This window comes from Eubacterium sp. AF36-5BH, assembly GCF_003460505.1.
GTDB lineage: Bacteria > Bacillota > Clostridia > Lachnospirales > Lachnospiraceae > Eubacterium_G.
The window spans coordinates 24,062-45,947 of the sequence record NZ_QTVG01000012.1; the positions used below are offsets into that span (position 1 = coordinate 24,062).

Annotated in this window: 25 protein-coding genes and 1 pseudogene; 22 read left to right on the top strand and 4 right to left on the bottom strand. The window is 33.3% G+C overall.

Annotated features, from left to right (window positions below; translation table 11 throughout):
* The first annotated feature begins 69 nt into the window (after positions 1 to 69).
* The 18 genes and pseudogenes from DW006_RS11125 to DW006_RS11200 all read left to right on the top strand — a co-directional run bounded on the left by DW006_RS11125 (position 70) and on the right by DW006_RS11200 (position 13,037).
* On the top strand, positions 70 to 444 hold the full coding sequence (locus tag DW006_RS11125; protein ID WP_118000619.1) for a BlaI/MecI/CopY family transcriptional regulator: 375 nt from the start codon (positions 70 to 72) through the stop codon (positions 442 to 444).
* Positions 445 to 459: 15 nt separating this feature from the next.
* Positions 460 to 2,160, top strand: coding sequence for a M56 family metallopeptidase (locus DW006_RS11130; protein ID WP_118000621.1), 1,701 nt, complete (start codon positions 460 to 462; stop codon positions 2,158 to 2,160).
* A gap of 315 nt (positions 2,161 to 2,475) precedes the next feature.
* Positions 2,476 to 3,303, top strand: a complete 828-nt coding sequence (locus tag DW006_RS11135; RefSeq protein WP_158561128.1) for a trypsin-like peptidase domain-containing protein — start codon at positions 2,476 to 2,478, stop codon at positions 3,301 to 3,303.
* Positions 3,304 to 3,429: 126 nt separating this feature from the next.
* On the top strand, positions 3,430 to 4,668 hold the full coding sequence (locus tag DW006_RS11140) for a GH25 family lysozyme (RefSeq protein ID WP_158561129.1): 1,239 nt from the start codon (positions 3,430 to 3,432) through the stop codon (positions 4,666 to 4,668).
* Positions 4,669 to 5,091: 423 nt separating this feature from the next.
* Positions 5,092 to 5,619 (top strand): hypothetical protein, encoded by a 528-nt coding sequence (locus DW006_RS11145; RefSeq protein ID WP_118000627.1) that lies wholly within the window; start codon positions 5,092 to 5,094, stop codon positions 5,617 to 5,619.
* A gap of 509 nt (positions 5,620 to 6,128) precedes the next feature.
* Positions 6,129 to 7,145 (top strand): DUF5688 family protein, encoded by a 1,017-nt coding sequence (locus tag DW006_RS11150; protein WP_118000629.1) that lies wholly within the window; start codon positions 6,129 to 6,131, stop codon positions 7,143 to 7,145.
* A 2-nt stretch (positions 7,146 to 7,147) separates the two neighbouring features.
* Positions 7,148 to 7,276, top strand: coding sequence for a hypothetical protein (locus tag DW006_RS12390; RefSeq protein ID WP_256278886.1), 129 nt, complete (start codon positions 7,148 to 7,150; stop codon positions 7,274 to 7,276).
* Complete coding sequence (locus DW006_RS11155; protein ID WP_118000631.1) at positions 7,248 to 7,784, top strand: JAB domain-containing protein; 537 nt, start codon at positions 7,248 to 7,250, stop codon at positions 7,782 to 7,784. The genes DW006_RS12390 and DW006_RS11155 overlap by 29 nt, the downstream gene beginning before the upstream one ends.
* Before the next feature lie 179 nt (positions 7,785 to 7,963).
* Positions 7,964 to 8,293, top strand: a complete 330-nt coding sequence (gene mobC, locus DW006_RS11160) for a plasmid mobilization relaxosome protein MobC (RefSeq protein ID WP_118000633.1) — start codon at positions 7,964 to 7,966, stop codon at positions 8,291 to 8,293.
* Positions 8,283 to 9,533: a relaxase/mobilization nuclease domain-containing protein gene (locus DW006_RS11165; RefSeq protein WP_118000635.1), complete on the top strand. Its 1,251-nt coding sequence runs from the start codon at positions 8,283 to 8,285 to the stop codon at positions 9,531 to 9,533. The genes mobC and DW006_RS11165 overlap by 11 nt, the downstream gene beginning before the upstream one ends.
* 20 nt (positions 9,534 to 9,553) lie before the next feature.
* Positions 9,554 to 9,727, top strand: a complete 174-nt coding sequence (locus DW006_RS12110) for a hypothetical protein (protein ID WP_158561130.1) — start codon at positions 9,554 to 9,556, stop codon at positions 9,725 to 9,727.
* Between the two features lie 5 nt (positions 9,728 to 9,732).
* Positions 9,733 to 10,062 carry a hypothetical protein gene (locus DW006_RS11170; RefSeq protein ID WP_040445922.1) on the top strand — a complete coding sequence of 110 codons (330 nt, stop codon included), beginning with the start codon at positions 9,733 to 9,735 and terminating at the stop codon, positions 10,060 to 10,062.
* Between the two features lie 70 nt (positions 10,063 to 10,132).
* Positions 10,133 to 10,420, top strand: a pseudogene (locus DW006_RS12330) (PcfB family protein); the annotation flags it as partial.
* Positions 10,421 to 10,433: 13 nt separating this feature from the next.
* Positions 10,434 to 10,604 carry a LexA repressor gene (locus DW006_RS11180; protein WP_118000637.1) on the top strand — a complete coding sequence of 57 codons (171 nt, stop codon included), beginning with the start codon at positions 10,434 to 10,436 and terminating at the stop codon, positions 10,602 to 10,604.
* Positions 10,605 to 10,776: 172 nt separating this feature from the next.
* Positions 10,777 to 11,049, top strand: a complete 273-nt coding sequence (locus DW006_RS11185; protein ID WP_118000639.1) for a hypothetical protein — start codon at positions 10,777 to 10,779, stop codon at positions 11,047 to 11,049.
* 13 nt (positions 11,050 to 11,062) lie between these two features.
* The gene (locus DW006_RS11190) at positions 11,063 to 11,398 is read left to right on the top strand and encodes a helix-turn-helix transcriptional regulator (RefSeq protein WP_118000641.1); all 336 of its coding nucleotides are present in this window, start codon (positions 11,063 to 11,065) and stop codon (positions 11,396 to 11,398) included.
* Between the two features lie 95 nt (positions 11,399 to 11,493).
* The gene (locus tag DW006_RS11195; protein WP_118000643.1) at positions 11,494 to 12,393 is read left to right on the top strand and encodes a hypothetical protein; all 900 of its coding nucleotides are present in this window, start codon (positions 11,494 to 11,496) and stop codon (positions 12,391 to 12,393) included.
* 35 nt (positions 12,394 to 12,428) lie between these two features.
* Positions 12,429 to 13,037 carry an Abi family protein gene (locus DW006_RS11200; protein ID WP_118000645.1) on the top strand — a complete coding sequence of 203 codons (609 nt, stop codon included), beginning with the start codon at positions 12,429 to 12,431 and terminating at the stop codon, positions 13,035 to 13,037.
* Between the two features lie 219 nt (positions 13,038 to 13,256).
* Here the strand turns inward: DW006_RS11200 and DW006_RS11205 are convergent, their stop codons facing one another.
* The 3 genes from DW006_RS11205 to DW006_RS11210 all read right to left on the bottom strand — a co-directional run bounded on the left by DW006_RS11205 (position 13,257) and on the right by DW006_RS11210 (position 16,597).
* Complete coding sequence (locus tag DW006_RS11205) at positions 13,257 to 13,994, bottom strand: IS3 family transposase (protein ID WP_118000648.1); 738 nt, start codon at positions 13,992 to 13,994, stop codon at positions 13,257 to 13,259.
* A gap of 79 nt (positions 13,995 to 14,073) precedes the next feature.
* Complete coding sequence (locus tag DW006_RS12395; RefSeq protein WP_278286639.1) at positions 14,074 to 14,196, bottom strand: hypothetical protein; 123 nt, start codon at positions 14,194 to 14,196, stop codon at positions 14,074 to 14,076.
* A gap of 247 nt (positions 14,197 to 14,443) precedes the next feature.
* On the bottom strand, positions 14,444 to 16,597 hold the full coding sequence (locus DW006_RS11210) for an Ig-like domain-containing protein (protein ID WP_158561131.1): 2,154 nt from the start codon (positions 16,595 to 16,597) through the stop codon (positions 14,444 to 14,446).
* Between the two features lie 347 nt (positions 16,598 to 16,944).
* Between DW006_RS11210 and DW006_RS11215 the strand changes: the two genes are divergently transcribed.
* Positions 16,945 to 17,178, top strand: a complete 234-nt coding sequence (locus tag DW006_RS11215; protein WP_117910478.1) for a hypothetical protein — start codon at positions 16,945 to 16,947, stop codon at positions 17,176 to 17,178.
* On the top strand, positions 17,171 to 18,577 hold the full coding sequence (locus DW006_RS11220; protein ID WP_118000652.1) for a tyrosine-type recombinase/integrase: 1,407 nt from the start codon (positions 17,171 to 17,173) through the stop codon (positions 18,575 to 18,577). Before DW006_RS11215 ends, DW006_RS11220 begins: the two co-directional genes overlap by 8 nt.
* A gap of 191 nt (positions 18,578 to 18,768) precedes the next feature.
* Here DW006_RS11220 and DW006_RS11225 read toward each other — a convergent pair whose 3' ends face one another.
* Positions 18,769 to 19,533 carry an HAD family hydrolase gene (locus DW006_RS11225; RefSeq protein ID WP_118000654.1) on the bottom strand — a complete coding sequence of 255 codons (765 nt, stop codon included), beginning with the start codon at positions 19,531 to 19,533 and terminating at the stop codon, positions 18,769 to 18,771.
* 110 nt (positions 19,534 to 19,643) lie between these two features.
* Here DW006_RS11225 and DW006_RS11230 point away from each other — a divergent pair, with 110 nt between their 5' ends.
* Both DW006_RS11230 and frlD read left to right on the top strand, forming a co-directional pair.
* Entirely contained in the window at positions 19,644 to 20,987 is a 1,344-nt protein-coding gene (locus DW006_RS11230; RefSeq protein ID WP_118000656.1) for an MATE family efflux transporter, read from the top strand.
* A 101-nt stretch (positions 20,988 to 21,088) separates the two neighbouring features.
* The gene (frlD, locus tag DW006_RS11235; RefSeq protein WP_118000658.1) at positions 21,089 to 21,874 is read left to right on the top strand and encodes a fructoselysine 6-kinase; all 786 of its coding nucleotides are present in this window, start codon (positions 21,089 to 21,091) and stop codon (positions 21,872 to 21,874) included.
* Positions 21,875 to 21,886 lie beyond the last annotated feature (12 nt).

The window sequence follows — 21,886 nt, forward strand, 5'->3', positions numbered from 1 at the left end:
TTTTTGATATCATATTTGACAAATGTAAAATATGCTTATATACTAAAAAAAGGATAGGAGGAAAAAGGAATGAAACAGTTACCAAATTCTGAATTAGAAATCATAATGATTATATGGGAATATAATCGTCCGGTAACGAGAATGGAAATCGAAGAAAAATTAGAAAAAAGGGGGAGACACTTAGATAAAACGTCAGTATTAGCATATTTAAAAAGATTAGAAAAAAGAGGATTTGTAGAAATTTCAAAAGAGGGCAAAAACAATATTTTCACAAGTATTATAACAGAACAGGATTATATGAAAAATGAAAGTAAGCGTATATTAAAAGAAATGTATCATAATTCACTGAAGAATTTTGTATGTGCTTTATATGATGGAGAAGGGCTAAATGATAAGGAATTAGAAGAATTACAAGAATATATAGACCAGAAGATTAAAAAATAAAAAAGGGGGAGTCTTATGACAGATTATATTATTGAGGCTTTGATTAGAACATCAATTATAATTACTATTTTAAGTATAGTAATTTTGATAATCTCAAAATTTGTAACAAAATATATAGGATATAGATGGAGAAAGATTGCATGGTTAATTATGCTTGTATGTGCGATAATTCCCTGGGGAATTAATCCAATAAGTTTGTCAGAAAAAACGACACAATTATATAGCCAAGAAGAAAGAAAAATAAATGATGTAGAGAATTACAGTCAAAGTAAAAAAAATATTGAAGATAATAAGCAAAAAGAACATAATCAGGTAGTATTTGAAACAAAAGCGATTAAAGAAAAAAGTGATGCGATATTTCTGAAAATGCCGGTTATGGAAAGAATAAGAGACACTGTATTTGAAAATTCTATGTTTTTTGTGATTTTTTGGTTTTTGGGTATGTATATTAGCTTGAACATTATAATATTAAAAGAAAAGCGATTAAAGAAATTGTTATTTGATACATCTTTTAAGATAGAAGATGGTAATACTTTTAATTTAATAGAGAGTATAAAGCAGGAAATTGGATATCAAAGAAAATTAGACGTTTTTTACTGTACAGAGATATGTTCACCAATTATTTATGGAATAATAAGTCCAAAGTTATATTTCCCTGTAGACATGGACTTTAATGATTCCAAGATTAACAATATAATTAGACACGAGATGATACATTTAAAATCTAAAGATATTTTATACAAAAAGATTATGAATTGCGTAATGATATTATATTGGTTTAATCCCTTTATATATATTGTAAAAAATAAAGCATTGGAGGATATTGAGTATGTATGTGATTCTAGAGTTGTAAATGGATTGGAAAAGAAGCAAATTGGAATATATTGCCGAACTATATTGGACACAGTACCTGTTAAAGGAAATTATATGATTTCATTTAACAATTCAAAAATGAAAATAAAGAAAAGAATAGATAACTGTTTTTTAGAAAATGAGAAGGTGTCTGATAAGAAGTTATACGCTTTATTGGGTGGAGGAATGATAGTTGTTACACTTGCTGTGTGTATTATTACAGGGGCATTTGTTCATAAAAATACGAAAAATAATAAAATGTCGAATCGTTTTGCAGAGATAGTAGAAACTACACAAAATGAACAAGATACAGAACATGATGAGACTACGGCAGTTGCATTAAAACTTTCACAACGGGCACTACATTACGATACAGGGGTTAGCATTTCAAAGGAAAAATCGGAAGCATTAAAGAAAATGTGGCTGGATGATTTAAATGAGAGTAGTCGTAAGATTGTTAAAGATAAGATATTTAATGTGCATTCCTATATAGAATGTGAACTTGTGGAGAATTTTAAGGGTGATTGTTCAAAAGATTCAAAAGTATGGAATAATATAGATGATAATCCAAAAGATAACGTTATATCAGGATACACTATACCAGATATGATTTCAGATTTAGAAAGAGTATCAACAATTATAAACAAGGAATCTTTTTCGGAAAGAATAAACCATATTGTAGGGGAACTGCAACAGTTAAAGAAAACACATGATATAGAACTGTTTTACAAAATACATCAGGAAACACATGACTTATCATATTGGGCAATTAATTATCCACTTGAAGATTTAAAAATTGCTCCGGCTGATTGGCATGGAATTTATGTATATTTTGGAACATTAGACGATGTAGATTTAAAATAAATGAGATATTTTTATGCGCGCTTAATTAATATAAAATATCTAGAAAAATATAAAGGAGGAAGATTAAAGAAAGAAAAATGTCCAATTAAAAAAGAAGATACTTTTTAGTTTGGTATCTGAAGTTAGTTACAATAGTATCACTTGTTTTAGACATAATGGAAAATTGAGTGCTAGAATACTACAAGATAGATTATCAGGATAAATAGTATCTTGTATAGATTGTCTGTTTAGAAAATTATGTATTGTGTTATTGTGTGTTCAATCATGTTTTGGTGTTTTGCAATTAATGTTAAAGCTGAGGAAAATGACTTAATAATGTATGATTATGTGCATCAGACTGAACACAAATATTCTATAGGATTAGATAGAAAATTGCAAAAAACAAAAAAGAAAGAATCTATTGGAGAATCTATTGCGAAACCTTTTATTCCAGATTCAATGTCTAGTTGTAATGGGGATGTATCAACATATTCAATTATTCAAGGTCATAATTTAAATATGGTCGATAGAACAAAATTTCCATATACAACAATAACACATTTAGACATTGGTTTTGATACTACTGGGGATGGAAAGGCAGATTATTGGTGTGATGGAAGTGGTTATATAGTTGGTCCAGATGTAATGGTTACCGCAGGTCACTGCTTTTGGTCGAAAAAATATGGTTGGGCAAAAGAGGTGAGGACATATTTAATGTATGAACAAAACCTTTCTAGAGAATATTATTATCCAGCATCATGGATTACTTCAACTGCGTATACACAAGGTGGTGATCCAGAGTATGATTGGTGTGTTGTGACAATGCAACAGAATGTGGGAGCAACAACTGGTTGGTTAGGTTTTGGAGTAAGTTCATCATTAGTGAATAAAGATATAAGGGTAGCAGGATTCACACAATGGGAATCTATGAATATACACCTATTTGAAATCTATGGACAGATAAAACAACAAAATGAACGAATAATTGGTTATAACGCAAGCACAACTGAGGCTCAAGCGGGAGGACCGGTCTTTGATGAAGATGGAATAGCATGGGGAATTCATACCACTGGAGGGGCGTTAAATTCTGGATGTACTATTAATTCATATTTGTTTGATTTATTAAGTAGCAAGCGTGAAGAAGGGATCAATAAGTATAAATAGCATAATTAGTATAAAGATTAAAAAGGCAGTGAAAACTGCCTTTTTTTAAATAAAGTAGAGAAAACTTATGTAAAAAAGTATAGTAGAATAATATCTAATAAGGAGGAGCTAATGAGATAAATAAAATTGATTTTGGTAGTTTTGTTTTGCTGCGTTTGGTGTAGTACATTGGTAGAGGCAGCTACAGCGTGGACGAACGTTGACGGTGTATTTTATAATGATAAAGGTGAGGTAATAAAAGGAGCTTTATCAAAAGGTATTGATGTAAGTTATCATCAAGGCATAATTGATTGGGGGAAGGTAAAACAGACAGATATTGAATTTGTACTTATAAGATGTGGGTATGGTGATGATGATATTGGACAGGATGATAAATATTTCAAGCAAAATATTCAGGGATGTAGTGAGAATAATATCCAATATGGAATTTACATTTATTCTCATGCTATTAATACTGAAATGGCAAAAAGTGAAGTAAATCATGTTTTACGACTAGTAAGAGAAACAAATGCAAATCCTACATATCCTATTTATTATGATATAGAAGCCAATGAACAGGAAAAGTTATCAAATGATTTGCTTGGTAATATTGCAGAGACTTTTTGTAACAAAATATTAGAAGCAGGGTATAAAGTAGGGATTTATTCAAATCTTTATTGGTGGAATAATAGATTGACAGACAAAAGATTTGAAAACTGGGATAAGTGGGTGGCTCAGTACAATTCAAGCTGTGATTATAGTAGACAATATAATATATGGCAGTTTACTGATGGCGGAAAAGTCCCTGGAATTCCGGAAAGTGTAGGTGTAAATATTCTATTAGCAAGAGAATGTAGTGTGAGTGGTCATACATATGCGTTACAGTCAGTAATAAAAAAAGCCACGACAACACACTTGGGAGTGGCTACATATAAATGTAAGGTATGTGGGAATAATAAAAAAGATCTGATTCAGAAATTGAAAAAGGTATCTTTAAATAAGGGGAGTTTTGTATATAATGGGAAGGCAAATAAGCCAGCCGTTACAATAAAGGATAGCTCAGGAAAGGTTATTTCAAAGTTATACTATACGGTTTCGTATAGTAATAATATCAAGCCTGGTTATGCCGAGGTGAAAGTTAAATTTAAGAAATTGTATAAAGGGATAATGAATAAGAAATTTATTATAAAACCAGCAAAAGTAAAATTGTCAAAGATAGTAAATCAAAAGGGCAGAATGATTAAGATAACATGGGAAAAAAGTAAGGGAGTAGGAGGATACGAAATATGGTATGCTAACGATAAGAAGTTAAAAAAAGGAAGAAAAATAATGGATGTAAAGGCAAGTTCAAAAGCTATAATAATTAAAGAAATTAAGCAAAAATAAAACTTATTATGTAAAGATACGAGGGTATAAAAAAATAAATAAAAGAAAAGTGTACGGTGCCTGGAGTAAGAGAAAGAGTGTGAAGATAACAAAATAATAATTAAAAAATGTTTGGTGATTCATAAATACATTATTGTGTTTATAGGTGAAAAGGAAAGCAATAGAATCTAAAGAATGTTAATCTGTTAGATTCTATATAAGTGCGGTTATAAAAGTTATAGCCAGTTTGATACAAAAATATTAAACATAGATTAATATTTTTGTTATTTTTTAGTTGCTAAATACTGAGTTTGGAACTTATTAATAGTAAAGAGTTCTTCAAAGAAAGAACACTAATAACAAAATATGATATTTTTTATGTGCATAATTAATATAAAGTAACTAAAAACAAATGAAATTAAAAAGACAAAAGGAGGAATATGTATGGCATTATCACCAGCAATTTTAATTAACAAAAGTGGAAAGGTGGTACCAGTGTATGATAGTAATGGTGCTAAAAAAATTGGACAATTAGAAAAAAATGAGGCATATGCAAGGTACGGAAATGAAGGTAGTCTAACCAGTATTCATTTTCTTGGACCAAATGGTAAATTTATTGCAGGAATGTTGAAGGCTCCAGCATCAAAAGCTACTACACCGTGTACAAATTATCCATATGGAACAGTAACAATTAATAATACTAAGTATTATACTTTTAAAATGAGAAGCAAAAAAACAATAATAACTCCAAATGGTAACAGTTGGGGAAGTGTTGCAAGTGGATGCAGAGTTGCATGTCTCGATGCCTGTGCAGGTCAGACAAAGCAGTGGACTAAACAGATTCATTATGTGGAAAATACATCAGGAAAATGGGTGAAGGTAACTGGTGATGGCAAGAATTATGGATTTGTTGATACCGGTTTAAAATCAGGTTCATCACCTACTAGTATTGCAATGTATGGAAAATGGTAATAGGTCAATAGATAATAGTACTAGATGTTAAGTAGAAAAAATATTCATTCGGAATATTCTATTGGTTTTAATTAGAAGAAAAGAACTATTTAAAGCATTGAAACACTAGGGTGAATCTATTCATATACTATCATTAAAGTATAATATTACCAATGAAAAAGGTTGGGACCTCGTGTCCCAACCTTTCCTTTTTGCACATCAACCAAATAATTTAAACCACAATATGGTTTATTATCCTAAATCCCATCCACGATAGAATTCGACATCGACACACCGCAATAGTAAAATATAACCATAAAGTTTGAGAGCAACAGGCCTTAAAACTTTAAATCAAAAATAAATAAATGCCTTATTGAGAACAGTAGTTTAAGAACTGACTGTTTTTCAATAGGGCATTTTTTATTGCAAAAATGGAGGTGTCTTATGAAAAGTGAAAGCATTTTAGTTGTTCCACCATAAGAGTGAAACAGAGCAAAAATTAAAATTAAGGATTTTTTAGGAGGACGAACATGAATTTAAATTACGAAGAATTTAAGGAAAAAATTAAGGATGATATTAAGGATTATATGGACGAAAAGTACAAGGATTGTGGAGTTGTAATCAGAAAGGTTAATAAAACCAACCGTGAAGTTGATGGATTGAATTTCTATGACATTCCGGGGTTAAAAAATGCCACACCAACCATATATGTAAATAATCTTTATGAAGAATATGAAAGAACAGGAAAATATGAAGAGATCATAAGAATTGCAGCTGAAACAATGGAAAGAGGAATCAAGTCATTTAATGATGAAATCAAGGCAGAGCTTTTGGATACATCAAGACTTAAAGATAACGTGTTTTTTACTTTAATAAATGCCGAGCAGAACAAAGAGTTATTAAAGACGGTTCCCCATAGGGAGTTTGAGGACCTTGCAATTGTGTACAGATGGAATCTTGGAAATGATTCATTAGGAACATATACAAATCTTGTTAACAATGATTTAGCAGCAAAGGAAGGTCTTACAGAAAATGACTTATACAATGCAGCAAATAAGAACACAAAGGAATTATTTCCGGTGTCAATTAAGAACATGAACGAAGTCATTAGTGAAATCATATTTGGTGAAAGTGAACTTAGTGGAGAAATGGAGGAAGAATTCAAAGAAGTAATGATGGAAACTCAGGATGAACGCTCAATGTACGTTATAACAAATGAAAGCAAATTGTTCGGAGCAGCTTCGATGTTGTATGAGGAGCCACTACACAAATTGGCAGAAAAAATTGGAAGTGACCTATATATTTTGCCATCAAGCATCCATGAAGTTATTGCCGTATCAGCAGATTTTGGTTCACCTGATGAATTGGCAGAAATGGTTTATGAAATCAATATGGACCAGGTAGACATTAATGACCGCCTTTCAAATCAGGTATATTGCTATGACAAGGATTTAAGGACACTAAGACTTGCAACAGACACGATAAACAAGAGCCTTGATGACGTTGACCGTGGAGTAATATCAACCCCGGAAAGAGAGGTCAGATAGTCATGGAAGATTTTCAAAAAGAATTAGCAGAGAGAATAAAAAGTGAAGTTGCTAACTGTGGCAAGAATGAAGAGTTTTTTATAAAAGTTGAGGTGGTAGCGGATGGAAAAGGTAAATCAGGTATCAATTAGACTTGTAAAAGAGCGTCCACTGTTATCAGAAGAACAACTCACATCTCCTGAAAAGGTGGCAATGACTGTTGGAGATTACATAAGAAACATAGACAGAGAAGTTTTGTGTGTAATCAACTTTAACAGCAAGCTTCAACCAATAAATTTTAATCTGGCAAGCATTGGAGCCATAAATTATGCAATTGCTTCACCAAGAGAAGTACTAAAATCAGCAATATTGTCAAATGCAGCAAACATGATGATTTTACATAATCATCCATCCAATATATTAGAACCGTCTAAGGAAGACATTCAGACTACAGCAAAATTGATTGATATCTGCAATCTGATGGATATACCCCTTCTGAACCACATTATTGTTGGTCCGGAGAAGGGGAGGTATTTCAGCATGAGGGATAAGCAGTTAGTTGATTTTAGAAAAAGCAGTGCATATTCGGACAGGTTAGAATTCTTAAATTTTAAGACAGATAAGGACATAAGAATAGCCGAAGAAGTAAAGGTCAGATAAATAAAAGAGTGTTACGGTGCGGTTATCCAGTGGATAACCCTGAGCAGTAGCAGTGACAAAGCCTGAAGGCTAGATACAGAGGTTTTAGGATTCTTCCTAACAAGAATGCATTTGTATATACAAATGCGTATCTTGCAAAAGACATAGCCTACATTATTTTACAGAAGGAAGGTGGACACATGAGTTCAGATAAAAGAGACATTACCAAACTTATAAGATTCAATGACAGGGAATATCAGATAGTAATGGAAAATGCAAATGCCTGTAACATGAATTTCTCAGCCTATGTCAGATATGCGATTTCAAACATAAAGATGCCAAATACTGATATGAGAAAACATATTCTTAAACTGATTAATGAAGTCAATCACATAGGTAATAACGTTAATCAGATTGTCCGCAATAATAACAGTGGTTTGTATATGGACAGTGATAAGACAAGGCTTATGGAGTACATGCGATTACTGAATCTTAAGGTGGGAGCTTTTATGGAAAAGTATGGCGATTAGCAGAATATTACACATGAACAGCCATCACCGTTCTAAAGGCTCACATCTGCAGGTGGCAATTGATTACATCTTAAAGGATGAAAAGACCATGAATGGTCTGCTTACAGGAAGTGTTAACTGCATAAAAGAAAATGCCTATGAGTGTATGAAGGAGACAAAAAGACTTTATGGAAAAATGGACAAAAGACAGGGGTATCATCTCATCATTTCATTTGAAGAAAATGAGTGTGATGGAGATATAGCAATGAAGGTTATAGAAGAATTTGTTCACGAGTATCTGGAAAGCGACTACGAGGTAGTATATGCAGTTCATACCAACACAGACCACATTCATGGTCACATCATCTGGAACAGTGTGCGTTTCACAGACGGATATAAATATCATTACAAAAAAGGTGATTGGGAAAAAGATATTCAGCCAAGAATAGACAGAATATGTGAAAAGTACAATCTTTCAACACTGGAGAAATCAATTAAAAAGACAGACAAAAAAGAATGGGATGTTTTAAAGAACGGGCCGTTTATATGGAATGAACAAATTAAACAGGACATAGATGCGTGTGTTTTAAGAGCTTCGGATTATTCAATGTTTCTGCAAATGCTCGAAGCAGAAGGATATGAAATAAAGCAGGGGAAATATCTGGCAGTAAAACCGCCGGGAATGGAAAGATTCAGACGTACAAAGACGTTAGGACAAGGCTATGGAATTGATGAATTAAAAGAAAGAATTGTAAAGGAAAACCTTAATACTTACAGAAGTAATCAGGTAGTAAGAGCTCCAAAAATCAGAATGTTTAAGTCAAAAAAAGTAAGAAAAACGAGGATGACAGGATTGCAAAGACAGTATTTTAGGGAAATGTATCGTTTAGGAAAAATAAGAAAGCAACCGTACTCACAGGTATGGAAATATAGGAAGGATGTTAAGAAGTTTCAGTTATTACAAAAGCAGTATTTATTCCTTGCAAAGTATGACGTTACTGATGTGGAACAAATATCTGACGTGCAAAAAGATTTGAGAAAAAAGGTGTCAGTATTGCTTAAGGCAAAAAAGGTAATTGTTAATGAAATGGATAAACACCTTAAGGTATTTCAGGCAGTGGAGAATATAGATAAGGAAAAGAAAGCAACCATTTTCTATAAGATGGGTGATGACACATTTAAGGAATCAGAGCAGATTGTATCAGAAGCAAGGGCAACACTTAAAGAAGAGGGATTGTCATTTGAGGAAGCAAAAAATTAAAGGAATATTATACAGAACTTTTGCAGGCAAATGAAAAGGAAACAAAACAACTAAGGAAAGAAATTGTTGTAGGTTACAAAATCATAAAGGAAGTAAAAGTAAGGCAGGAGAATAAAGAAATTGAGGAAAGAGCAATTAAAGAAGAAAAAAACAAACAGGAAGAGCAGGAGAAAAAATATGTTAAAAGGAAGTGATTTATGTGGAACAGGCAAAGGAATTTAAAAGTGAATTTCAGATAGCCCAGAAGAATAGAAAAGAGAATATGAGAATTGAGAAAAACATCAGAAAAGGAGAACCGGTATCCCTGATTAAGAGATTGTTTTTCTCTAAAAAATACAATAATGATTTGGTGGAGAGATTGGCAGATGGAGATTTAACAATTGCACAGATGAAACAGATAAAAATTGCAATAAAAAATAAACTGTCTGAAAAACAGATTGATTCACTGATTAATTGTAAGAAAGATGAAAAGGCAATGGCAACAATAATAGACATAGCAATCATGCTTAACAATGGGCAGAGGAGGTGAGCATATGTCAGATGAAATTTCACAGGCAATACAGATAATAAGACTTGAATTTGACGGATTGAGATTTGGAATGGACGTAACAGGTGGAACAGTGAAGCAGGCAAAAAATCTGGCAGTGTTCATTTATGCACTGCTTACAAGAGAAAAGCTTCAGGGAAAGACATCATTGAAAAAGATGTTAAGTAAGGATGGCAGTTTGCAGGTATTAAAAATCAGAGAAGAAGACATAAAGAAGTTTAAAAAACTTGCAAAGAAATATGGAATTCTTTATTCAAAACTTCCTGACATAAATAAGTCAGACGGAATGACAGAAGTTCTATTTCATACCGAGGCAACACCAAGAATAAATACATTAATCGAAAAGTTAGGCAATGGAAGCTCATATCCAGGAATACGGTTTTGCACCCACCGTCAGAGAGTTGTGCAAATTAACAGGTTTAGCTTCCACATCATCTATAGTTGGGCATTTAAAGGCTTTAGAAACAAAGGGATACATAAAAAGATATCCTACACATCCTAGAGCAATTACAATATTACAGTAGATGTGTGAGATGGAAATTACCGAAGTATAAGATCAGCTGAATAACAGGTCACGTGCGTAAGGCTAAACAGGCGCAGATGATGGTTACATAAGGCTTACAAGGAATAGTTTCCCATCCTTCGTGAGTACAAAAATTTAACGATTAAATATTTGTATAACAAGGAGAAACACAATTGAACAGAATAGATACTAATGGAAAGAATACATTTAATGTAGGAGATGAAGCCTACATTATTGAGAGTAATCGTAGTGTAAGAAAAGTTACAATCATAAAGATAAGCAGAGATTTCTGTACAGTAAGATTTGCTGATACAGATGGAGCAATAGCAGTAAGAGTAAGCAGACTGTATGGTACCCGAAAGATGGCAGAGGAATCATTGCCAAAGAAACTAACAGTTGCAGTCAGACAGGAAGGACCTCGTCCTCCACATAACGTATGGATGTAGTGGAGGTGATTTGGTGATAGAGTTTGAATATGACAAAACAGGGGTCGGCAGACGACTAGAGATGCTTAGGAAAAAGGCTAACAGTTCCAGAGAAAAGGCAGCGGAAGACTTAGATATATCAAAGGATTCTCTGTACGCCTACGAAAAAGGAAAAAGCATTATGAGTGCAGAAGTATTGGCAAAAGTTTGCATCTTATACAATACTTCAATGGACTACTTACTTAATGGTTGTGAATCAGAAAACAATGTTATAATTCCGGAAATAATGATTTCTTTAGGAAAATATAATGCTGAACAACAGAAACATATGTATGCAGCATTGAGTCATATGATGAAAGTGTTTGCGTAGGGATAGTAAAAATAAAATCACACTTATGGGAAATCATAGGTGTGATTTTTGAAAAAGAAGCAATAATTAGTTAGATATTATATAGGAGAATTAATATGGGGCAGTTAGTAGGAGCAAAAGTAGAAAGTAGTAAGTTATCTGAAAACAATAGGTTTATATATGAGTCAAAAGAGGCGGCGAAAAGTCATGAATGGTTGTATCAGTGTACAACGATGGAGGCGTTGAAAAGTATATTGAAGAGTAAAGAAATATGGCTTTCTAATCTGAAAAATGTAAATGATATGGAGGAAGTAAAGCGGATAACAGTTCCGGAATTTGAAAAGGCATTTTATGTAGCTTGTTTTACATATGAAAATAATATACCTCAAGAACATTGGAAAGAATATGGAAATGAGAAAAATGGTGTCCTTTTCAGTTTCAAAAAAGAATGGATATCAAAAAAAGCAAAATTTATGTATAGACCAGGGGACAAAGTTCAAGATGACAATTTTAAAATATATAAAAATTACGATGAGGCATTAAAGGCAACATGGAATGCTATCTTAGAAGAACCAAAGAGAATTTACAATCCATATTTTATTTTTGATTTTAATTTTTATAAGATTGTATATGATGATAATTTAAAAAGGGAAATGTCAGGTGAATGTGTATTAAAGATGGATGATAGTGTCCTAAAAGGGGGAAGATTTATTACACCAGAGGCTGTTGGAATAATTAAAAATACTCATGGATTATGCAAAAGACCTAATACTGAAACGTACGATAAGGATTGGACTTCTGAGAAGGAGGTAAGGTTAAAAATAGGTGTAAAATCAAATTACGATATTTTACCACGAGATATAGTTTTCCCTAAAATGGCAGTTGAATTAAAAGATAATGCATTTGATGAGTTACAAATAAGGTTTAGTCCAACAATGGCTGAGGGAAAAAAGAATGAGAATATAAAAGAGTTAAAAGAATTATTACCAAACAGTACAATAACATTGTTAGAATAAAATTTTAATTAAGGATAGATTAAAAAGAAGTACAAATTGAATTATATTTGAGAACGCAGTTAGCTTATTACAGTGGACATAACCATGGTGCTTTAGGCTATATGAATGCAGACATATATAATGAAAAGCATAACGATGAAAAATTTAAGAATTTGATTCAGGTATGTATTGAAGAAAATAAGAGAGCATTGGTTGTTAAACATCATAATGAAAAATATAACGGAAAGTTTCCTATATGGGTTATAGTTGAGTTCTTTTCAATGGGAATGTTATCGTACTTTTATGCTGATATGCTATCAGTAGATCAGAAGCATATAGCAAAAGCGTTATATGAAACCTCTGTGTCATGTTTAAAAAGTTGGTTAAGATGTATTACGGAGTTAAGAAACAGATGTGCTCATTATTCAAGATTATATTATTGGTCTTTTCCAGCATTGCCTAAAATGCCAAAGGAAATGGAATTATCTGGAAATAGAAAATTATTTTCACAAATATTGGTTTTAAAGTTGTTGTATCCAGACAAAGATGAGTGGAATAATTCATTTTTGGTTGAATTAAACTCAATCGTGGAAGAATATGAGCATGATATATCGTTAAAGCATATAGGTTTTCCACAAGATTGGTATGTACAATTAGTAAAATAATATTTATTTATAAGACAGATTAAAAAATCTGTCTTTTTTAATGTAAATTATAATTCCTTTTGAAAAGTTTATATCAGATTTGGTATTCACAAAAAATAATCAATTATGGTGGACTCGTTAAAAAGATATTATTAAAGTGTTGCTACTAAAAAATTTAAAGTATATACATTTGATATTGTCAATAATGGTTTACACTTTTAACTCGTATAGATCAGACAACTATGCAACCATAGGTAGAGCAGCATAGTACCTATCTCTTTTAACTTTAGGAGGAAGCCCATCATTAGATGAGCCTATCCTTCTGTTGTTCCAGTAGCTCATGAAATATCTCCATACCATTTTCTTGAGTTGAGCTACAGTAAAGTCAGTAGACTTGAGATTACAGCTATAGAACAGTTCGTCCTTTAGTCTTGCCCACATGCTCTCACATCGGGCATTATCGTGACATCTGCCACCTTCACTATTCATGCTTTGGATAATATCAAGTTCATTGATTCTATCCCTATAGAGCTGGCTGGTATATTGTGTTCCTCTGTATGAGTGGCAGATACAGCCACTTATTTCCGGGTGTGAAGTATAGGCATTATTAAGAGTTGCCACGCACAATTGAGCCTTCATATTGGTATCCATTGCTAAACCTAAGACGGTTACATCAAAACAATCAAAAATAGCTGATACATATAGTTTGTCGTCCTTGCCTTTTATTTCAGTGATATCTGTAACACATTTTTCAAGAGGCTTGTCTGACTTGAAATTTCGTTTTAATTTATTGTCAGATTTACGGGCATTCCTGTCAGCCTTGGTAATGCCTTTGGGATTGCGTTTTGGACGATGAACAAGTCCGACGGCTCGCTGCGAAAAAAGCACTTGCCTCTTCAAGAAATTCATTTTCTTCTTTAAGGCGTTTATTCTCTTTGCTGAGATTCTTAACCTGTTTGCGGAGCATTGTAAGCTCATCGGCAAGAGACATTGCCTCTTTTGGAGTTTGTGAGCCGGGGATCACAGTCAGGCGTCCCTCACAAGTGGCTTGTATCCATCAGTTTAATGTGCTTGGAGATATGCCACGTTCACGTGCAGCCTTGCTAAGAACTATTCCCTTAGCTAAATTTACAGACTGTACCTTATAATCGGTGTCATAATGTTTCTGATTTCGTGCCATAAAAGCACATCCTTTATCTCGTTATATATAATTATATGCGAGAATAAAGTGTCAACTATTATGATACAACATCAGATTGTAATGGTACAAAAAATCCTTTATGTATACAGGTTTGCAAGCCTTGTATATCATAAAGGATTTTTTAGTAATGATATATTGAAAAATTATATTTTATTAAATATATCATTAGATCATCAAAGTCTCAAAAAATAATTGACTTTTTAATTTGCTTTTATTATAAAGACTTTTATTTTACTGTTATTTTGCAGACAAATTTTTTCTTACCTGAAATTACTGTAATCTTAGCCTTTCCTTTTTTCAAGGCTTTGATTCTACCGTTTCTGTAGACTTTGACAACTTTTTTGTTTGAGGTTACGTAAGTGATTCTATCACGACTATTTATCGGTGTTAGAGTAACTTTAAATTTAAAAGTTTTGCCTTTTTTCAAAGTCAGTTTCTTACGGTTTAGCTTAATCTTTTTAGTAGTAATTTTGCGTGTCTGCGCATTCTGAGACGAAGTCGTTGGAGTTTTTGTAGTTGTCTTAGAAGAAATTTTTGCAAGTGTTACAGAATATACTTTTCCACAAGCACTGCAAGTCTTGGATTTTAATCCTTTTTCTGTGGTTGTAGGTTTTTTTACAACTACATATTCTCCGTAACTATGTCCTGTTGCTTTTATGCTTCTTGTTTTTGTTTTTTTACATACAATGCAGGTAAAAGTTGTTATGCCGTTTGCTGTACATGTAGGCTCTTTTGTGACTTTTCCGTCATCCCAAGTATGGTTACCGGTTTTTGTGATGGTCTGACCATATGAAATTGTTTTCTTACAATCAGTGCAATATGTATTTCCTGTATAACCATCTTCGCCGCAGGTTGCGTCTTTTTTCTTGCGGATTTCAGTATGCTGATGTCCTGTTGCTGCAATGCTCGCAGTTTTGGTTTTGGCACATATACTACAAGTAAATGTTCGAACACCTTTCGCTGTACAAGTAGGTTCTGTTGTGACCTTTCCTTCATCCCAAGTATGAGTAGTTAATTTTGCAATGGTCTTACCGGATGAAATTTTAGTGCCACAATCAGTACAATATGTATCGCCGGTATAACCGGTTTCGCCACAGGTAGCAGCCTTTTTATTACGAATTTTGGTATGAAGATGTTCTGTTGTTTTTGCAATGTTTTCTGTTTTTGTCTTACTACAAATGCTACAAGTATAGGTCTTTACGCCTTCCTTTGCACATGTAGGTTTTTTAGTGATTACTCCCTTATTCCAACTATGATTTTCTGTTTTTGCAATAGTATTGCCTGATGAAAGTTTAGTTCCACAGTCAGGGCAATATTTATCACCGGAATATCCTTCCTCTTTGCAGGAAGCTTCCTTTTGATTTCGAATTTCAGAGTGGAGATGATTTGTTGCATCTACGTCAATTTTTTCAATTTTTGTATTATTACAAATGGTGCAGGTGAATTTATTTTCGCCTTCCCCTATACAGGTTGGAGCCTTTGTAATTACTCCCTTATTCCAATGATTATCACAGTCATGTACGATTATTGTTGCCGAAGTTGTTGATGGCAATCCGTACAGTGATGTGGTTAACGTGGTGGTACCTTCTTTAAGACCTATAATCTTTCCATCACTATAGGTGGCAATAGAAGGGTCATTAATGGAAACGGTTGGAGTATCTAACACGGTTCCGATTGGTCCAAATTGATTTATAAGAGAAAGTATAGGTGTAATATTTGGAGTTACTGTTTCTCCTAATCTAAGAACATATGAATCTTGGTCAAAAGATGTCTTATAATTAGTAATCCAACTTTTAGTTACTGAGACAGTAACAGTTTGTTCACTGTCATTTGCCGGTGTTTCTGTTGTATTAATGGAAGGTCTGGAGGCAAATTCTTCCACCCAGTAGTCATAGCCGTTGTAAGTAACATGACCAACTCCAACGCAGGTAAATTTATAATCTAACATATTTCTACAGTGCCCCTGACCGGCATAAGGTTCGTTATCTTCACGCCATCCGTTATTTACTGCTTCTGCCTTAGAATAAACAGTAGGACTTGCTACTGCAATATTCTCACCTGTATCCTGTCTGGTTATATTTTCTTCAGTATAAATAGTAAAAGGATTTTGACCATTTGGGCGGGTGTGGTCGTAGGATAGTGCAATTTCTGTTGCACGTTTCATTGCAAGTCGCTCTAAATCATAGTCATAGACAAGTTCTTTTAAACCGGGATATGCAACTTGTTTGGTATCAGTTTTATCCCAAGCCCATGCGTCAGTAGGACTGGTTCTCAGTTCATTAATCATATCTAAGATTCTTCGGGCTTCTGTCTGGCCATACTTTACAGATATATTGACCGGAATGATTTCTTCTGCATTTACCTTTGTAGGAATTATCATAAGTAAACTCATAACAAAGGAAAATAGCAGTAATTTTAAAGATGTTTTTTTCATATATTCATCGTTCCTTTCATAAATAAAATATTGTTAAGGGAAAAAGACTTTTCCGATATATAAAATTCATAAATTATCGGGTAATTTATATAGTTATATTTTATTACATTTTTTTGCGATTGTATATGACATTTTTGTGTCTTGACACCCTAATTTTTATATGAAACCTCATAACTAAAAGGTTAAAACTGCATAATTAAGAGAGACTTCTTAAAGGACCATAATTTTTCTATAATAAAATCGGCAGAAACTATTAATTAAAGATTGAATATTGGTTTAAGGAGTGTCGATAAATGACAAAGTGGGCAGTTATAATTGTGGTATTGCTAGCCATAACTATTAGTGGATGCAGTAGTAATGGAAAATCAAACGATAATATTACAGATGTAGGAGAAGCGACAACAGTGAATAATTCACAGGAAAATATAGGTAATAATACAGAAGAGTTTAATAAAAATACAAAGGTAAAGGATTATTCTTCTAGAAAAAACAGATTCCAAACAAAGGCGATTTTTAACTGTGGATGAGCAGAAAAAATTCTTGGAGACAGCAGAAACAGAATATGGTTGGTATTACCCTATGCTGAAAGTTATGTTGCTTACAGGAATGCGTATTAGTGAAGTGGGCGGATTATGTTGGGCAGATATTGATTATGATAATGATGTAATTCATATTAGAAGAGCATTATTTAGTCAATATGAATATGGCAAAAAGAAATTACATTTTACAACAACAAAGACTATTAATTCGGTAAGAGATATTCCAATGATGGCGGATTGTAAAAAAATGTTAAAACTTCAAAAAAAGAATCAGAATAAGATAAAAAAGGAATTAGGAAAAAGATATAGAAGTGAAAATGAAGAAGGATTATCTGATTTAGTATTTACATCATCTATGGGCTCAGCAGCAACAAGATATAATGTTGCACCAATTATAAATAAGATTGTAAAATCAATTAATTTGAGAGAAGATTATGAGTCTGTAAAAGAAAATCGTAAACCGATATATATGGAGCAGGTTTCACCCCATGCTCTTAGAAGTCTTCCTGTTTCTTTAGTAAGACGAAAATGTAACACAATAATCAGAGCCGATATGAGTTTTCATTCTAAAAAATGTATAAGGAGGAAGAAAGAAATGTGTAAGGTAATTGCAATAGCAAACCAGAAGGGGGGAGTAGGAAAAAATACTACAACAGCAGCACCAACAACGGTTGCGCCAACGACAGAGGTACCAACAACGGTTGCTCCTACTACAGAGGCACCGACAACAATGGCGCCTACAACACAGAGTGAAACTTCAACAGTAGCAATCGGAGAAGGAAGCGATGCAGGTAAGGTTGACAGCGAAATACTTAACTGCAAGAATGATAAGGATTTAGCAGGATCTACTTTCGGAAAACTTTGTGTAAAGGTTAAGAAGAGCAAGAAGAAGGCTATCAGTCTTACATGGAAGAAGATACAGGTTGCTAAGACATATGTTATATATGGTGCAGAATGTGGAACTTCATATAAGAAGATTGCAACTGTTCACAGCAAGACATTTACTAATAAGAAGTTAAAGAAAGGTACTTATTATAAGTACATGGCTGTTGCATTAAATGAAAAGGGCAAAGTGGTAGCAATATCCAGGTTAATTCATGTGGCAACAAAGGGTGGAAAAGTAGGTAACTGTAAGAAACTTAAAGTGAACAAATCAAAGGTTAACTTAAAGCAGGGCAGGAAGTTCAAGTTAAAAGTTAAACAGATTGCTAAATCAAAGAAGGTTAAATTAAAGAAACATAGAAAGACAGCCTTCGAATCAGATAATCAGGATGTGGCTGTTGTATCCAAAAAGGGAGTCATTACAGCTAAGAAGAAAGGCAAGTGTTCAGTTTATGTTTATGCACAGAATGGTGTGTACAAACAAGTGAAAGTTACAGTTAAATAAAGATATATAATATTAGAAAAGTAGCGGGCATTATGATACGCCCAGGTCAGATAGACAGGGGAGTATCATGAATAATAGAAGTATAGTATATTGATACTCCATAACTTAATTTCTTTTATCTACAAACAATTTTACTTATTCAATGTATCAATATACTATACTTCTATTATTCATTGTTTACTTCTCGCTTTTTAATATTCGTTTTCCTGCTCGATGATGTCTATTGCTTCGGCAATACCACTTACCAGATGGGTAGCTTGTTTCTGGACAGATTCCGGTGAAGAATGAAAAGTAAATGAGACATCCACGGTTTCTAACATTGGAAGGTCATTATAGGAGTCGCCGATACCATAAATTTTATTTGCCTTTAAATGTTTTTTCACAAATTTAATGCCAGTTCCTTTGGAATTTCCTTTGCAGACAATATCCACACTGGTTGAGTTCTGGTATCCGATGATTGTATCTCCGTATCGGGCATTGAGTTCCTCACAAAGTGTGCGGGATGCTTCTAAGCTGTCTAAAACATAGGATACACCGATAAATTCTAAATCAGACATATCATAGATGGACTGATAAATATCCGTGTCAACATCATATACTTTTTCCTGAACGCAACAAAAACTCTTTTCTGTTACAAGCAATGGATTGTAACCATATTTATTTTTGAAATGTAAATACATATTTTTAATGACAGAAAAGGGAATGGAGGCTTTATGTAGTATCTTATAGTTTTTATCCAAAATCAATGCACCTGACACAAGAATATAAAAGTCAAAATCGATAATATCTTTTGCATCAAAAAACACATCGAAAAGTGCGCGTCCGGTGCAGAGACCAAAGAGATTTCCCACTGCCTGAAACTGTTCTATTTTTTCTATGTCTTCCTTTCGAATATAGCCATTTTCTCCCTGATGGTAAAACAGCGTATTGTCAAAGTCACTTGCAAATATTATCATTTGATACCTCCTTAAAAACTTTCTATTGAAATAGTATAACACAACTGGTATAATAATAGCAAGAATTGGAATGTAAATAAAACCAAAAAGAAAAGAAAGCAGGTGAAATTATGCCATCTGGCAGAAAGGTATTCCTGAAAGAATTTTTTGTTTTAGCACTTCCTATCATGCTTCAACAATTATCAGGAACGATCTTAAATATTTGTGACACAATTATGGTAGGAAAAATATCAGATAAAGCGATTAGTGCTGTAACTGTAGCAAACAAGACATATTTAATATACGCATTATTCATATATGGAATCAGTAGCGGTATTATGATGTTTATGAGCCAGTATTATGGGGCTAAAAAATACAAATTGGCGAAAAATACATTAAAGTTTGGCTTGGAGGTATGTATCATTATAACAGCAATATTTGTTATTGCAATTGTACTTTTTCCAACTTTTTTTATACATATCTTTGTGAGCGGAAAAGAGATATTAGATTTAGGTACCCAGTATATTAGGATTGTTGTATGGTCCTATATCCCCATGGCATTAAGTCAGATACTGGCAGTGTATTTCAGAGTTTTTAAAAAGCAGAATATTCCAGGCGTAATGAGTATGGTTTCTGTAGGATTAAACATTTTATTTAACTATATGCTTATTTACGGAAAACTAGGAATGCCAAGACTGGAAATCGAGGGAGCAGCGTTAGCTACTACAGTAGCAAGATATCTTGAGTTTATGGTTTTATTTACAATTCTTATGCTGTTTCATAATGGAAAAGAAATTTTTAAAGCAAGTGCTGTCAAATTAAGTATTTCAAAGAAAATAGAGATTATTCGAAAAACCATTCCGTTGATGTTCAATGAGGGAATGTGGGCAATTGCATTGAGTTTAGTATTCAGAAATTATTGCCGTGTAAGCGAGACATATATTCCTGCGATAACTGTAGTAGATAATGTCTTTGACTTGTTGAATGTAGCCTATTATGGTTGTTCCGTGGCAGCAGGTATTGTGATTGGAAAAGTTCTTGGAACAGGTAATATGAAAAAAGCATGGACGACATCGAAAAAACTCATTGCTATTTGCCTTACAACAAGTATCAGTGCCACGGTGTTAATTTGTGCCACATCGGGAGTTTTACCAAGATTCTTCTCATTGACGGGAAGTGTATATACGATGGCAACTACATTGCTGATTATGAAAGCAATGTTTGGATGGACGCAGGGGTATAGTGAGACAATATACTATATTATCAGAGCAGGTGGGGATGTAAAAGCAGTTTTGGTAATTGATGGATTGTTTATGCTATATGGACCGTTTTTGATGAGTACAATTGTTTCTTATGGAACAAACTGGCCGATTCAGATTGTTTATCTCTGTACGGAAGCAACATATATTATTAAAATTATCGTTGCCACATATTTTTATCGGAGAAAGAAATGGTGTAGAAACCTAACAGAATAATTGTTTTTATATAAAATGATTGGAAGGTGGGGACTGAAAGATACTTTCAATCTTCGCCTTGGTTTTCAATGTAAGTATCAAAAGATTTTAGGTGGTAGAATATGATTCGAGTAGGTGCAGTTGGAGATAACTGTGTAGATATGTACGATAATATCGGTGAACTTTATGTTGGAGGAAATCCAGTGAATGTGGCTGTATATATTAAAAGACTTGGTGGAGAGTCAATATATGCAGGTGTGGTAGGAAGCGATGGCTATGGAAAATGGGTGAAAGAAGAACTGAACAAAAAAGGTGTAGATGTTTCTATGGTAAAAACAATCGAAGGCACTACAGCCATCAGTCATATTGATTTAATTGAGAAAGAAAGGGTGTTTGGCGAATATGAAGAGGGCGTATTGCCCAAACTGTATTTGACAGAAGAAGACTTGAGTAAACTGGCAGACTGTGATGTGGTTGTAAGCAGCGTGTGGAGTTATGCAGAACATTATTTTGAAAAAATTAAAAAACTGGGTGCTGTTACAGCCATGGATTTCTCTACAGAATTAGATTCGGAAATCATTGACGTAGTTGGACCTTATTTAGATTATGCGTTTTTCTCCTTTGAAGAGGGCGACAAGAAATTAGAAAATTTTATGAAGGATATTTATCAGCGAATAAAAGGAATGGTCGTCGTTACCAGAGGAGAAGAGGGCAGTGTGGTTTATGATGGTAAGGAATTTATCTATCATGGAATAGAACCTTGTGAGGTTGTGGATACATTAGGTGCAGGAGATAGTTTTATTGCAGGTTTTTTATATGGTATGTCAGAGGGATTATCCATCAAGGAAAGTATGATAAAAGGAGCAAAAAACAGTAGTGTTACGATTGGATATAAAGGTGCATGGTAAAAGGAAAGGGAG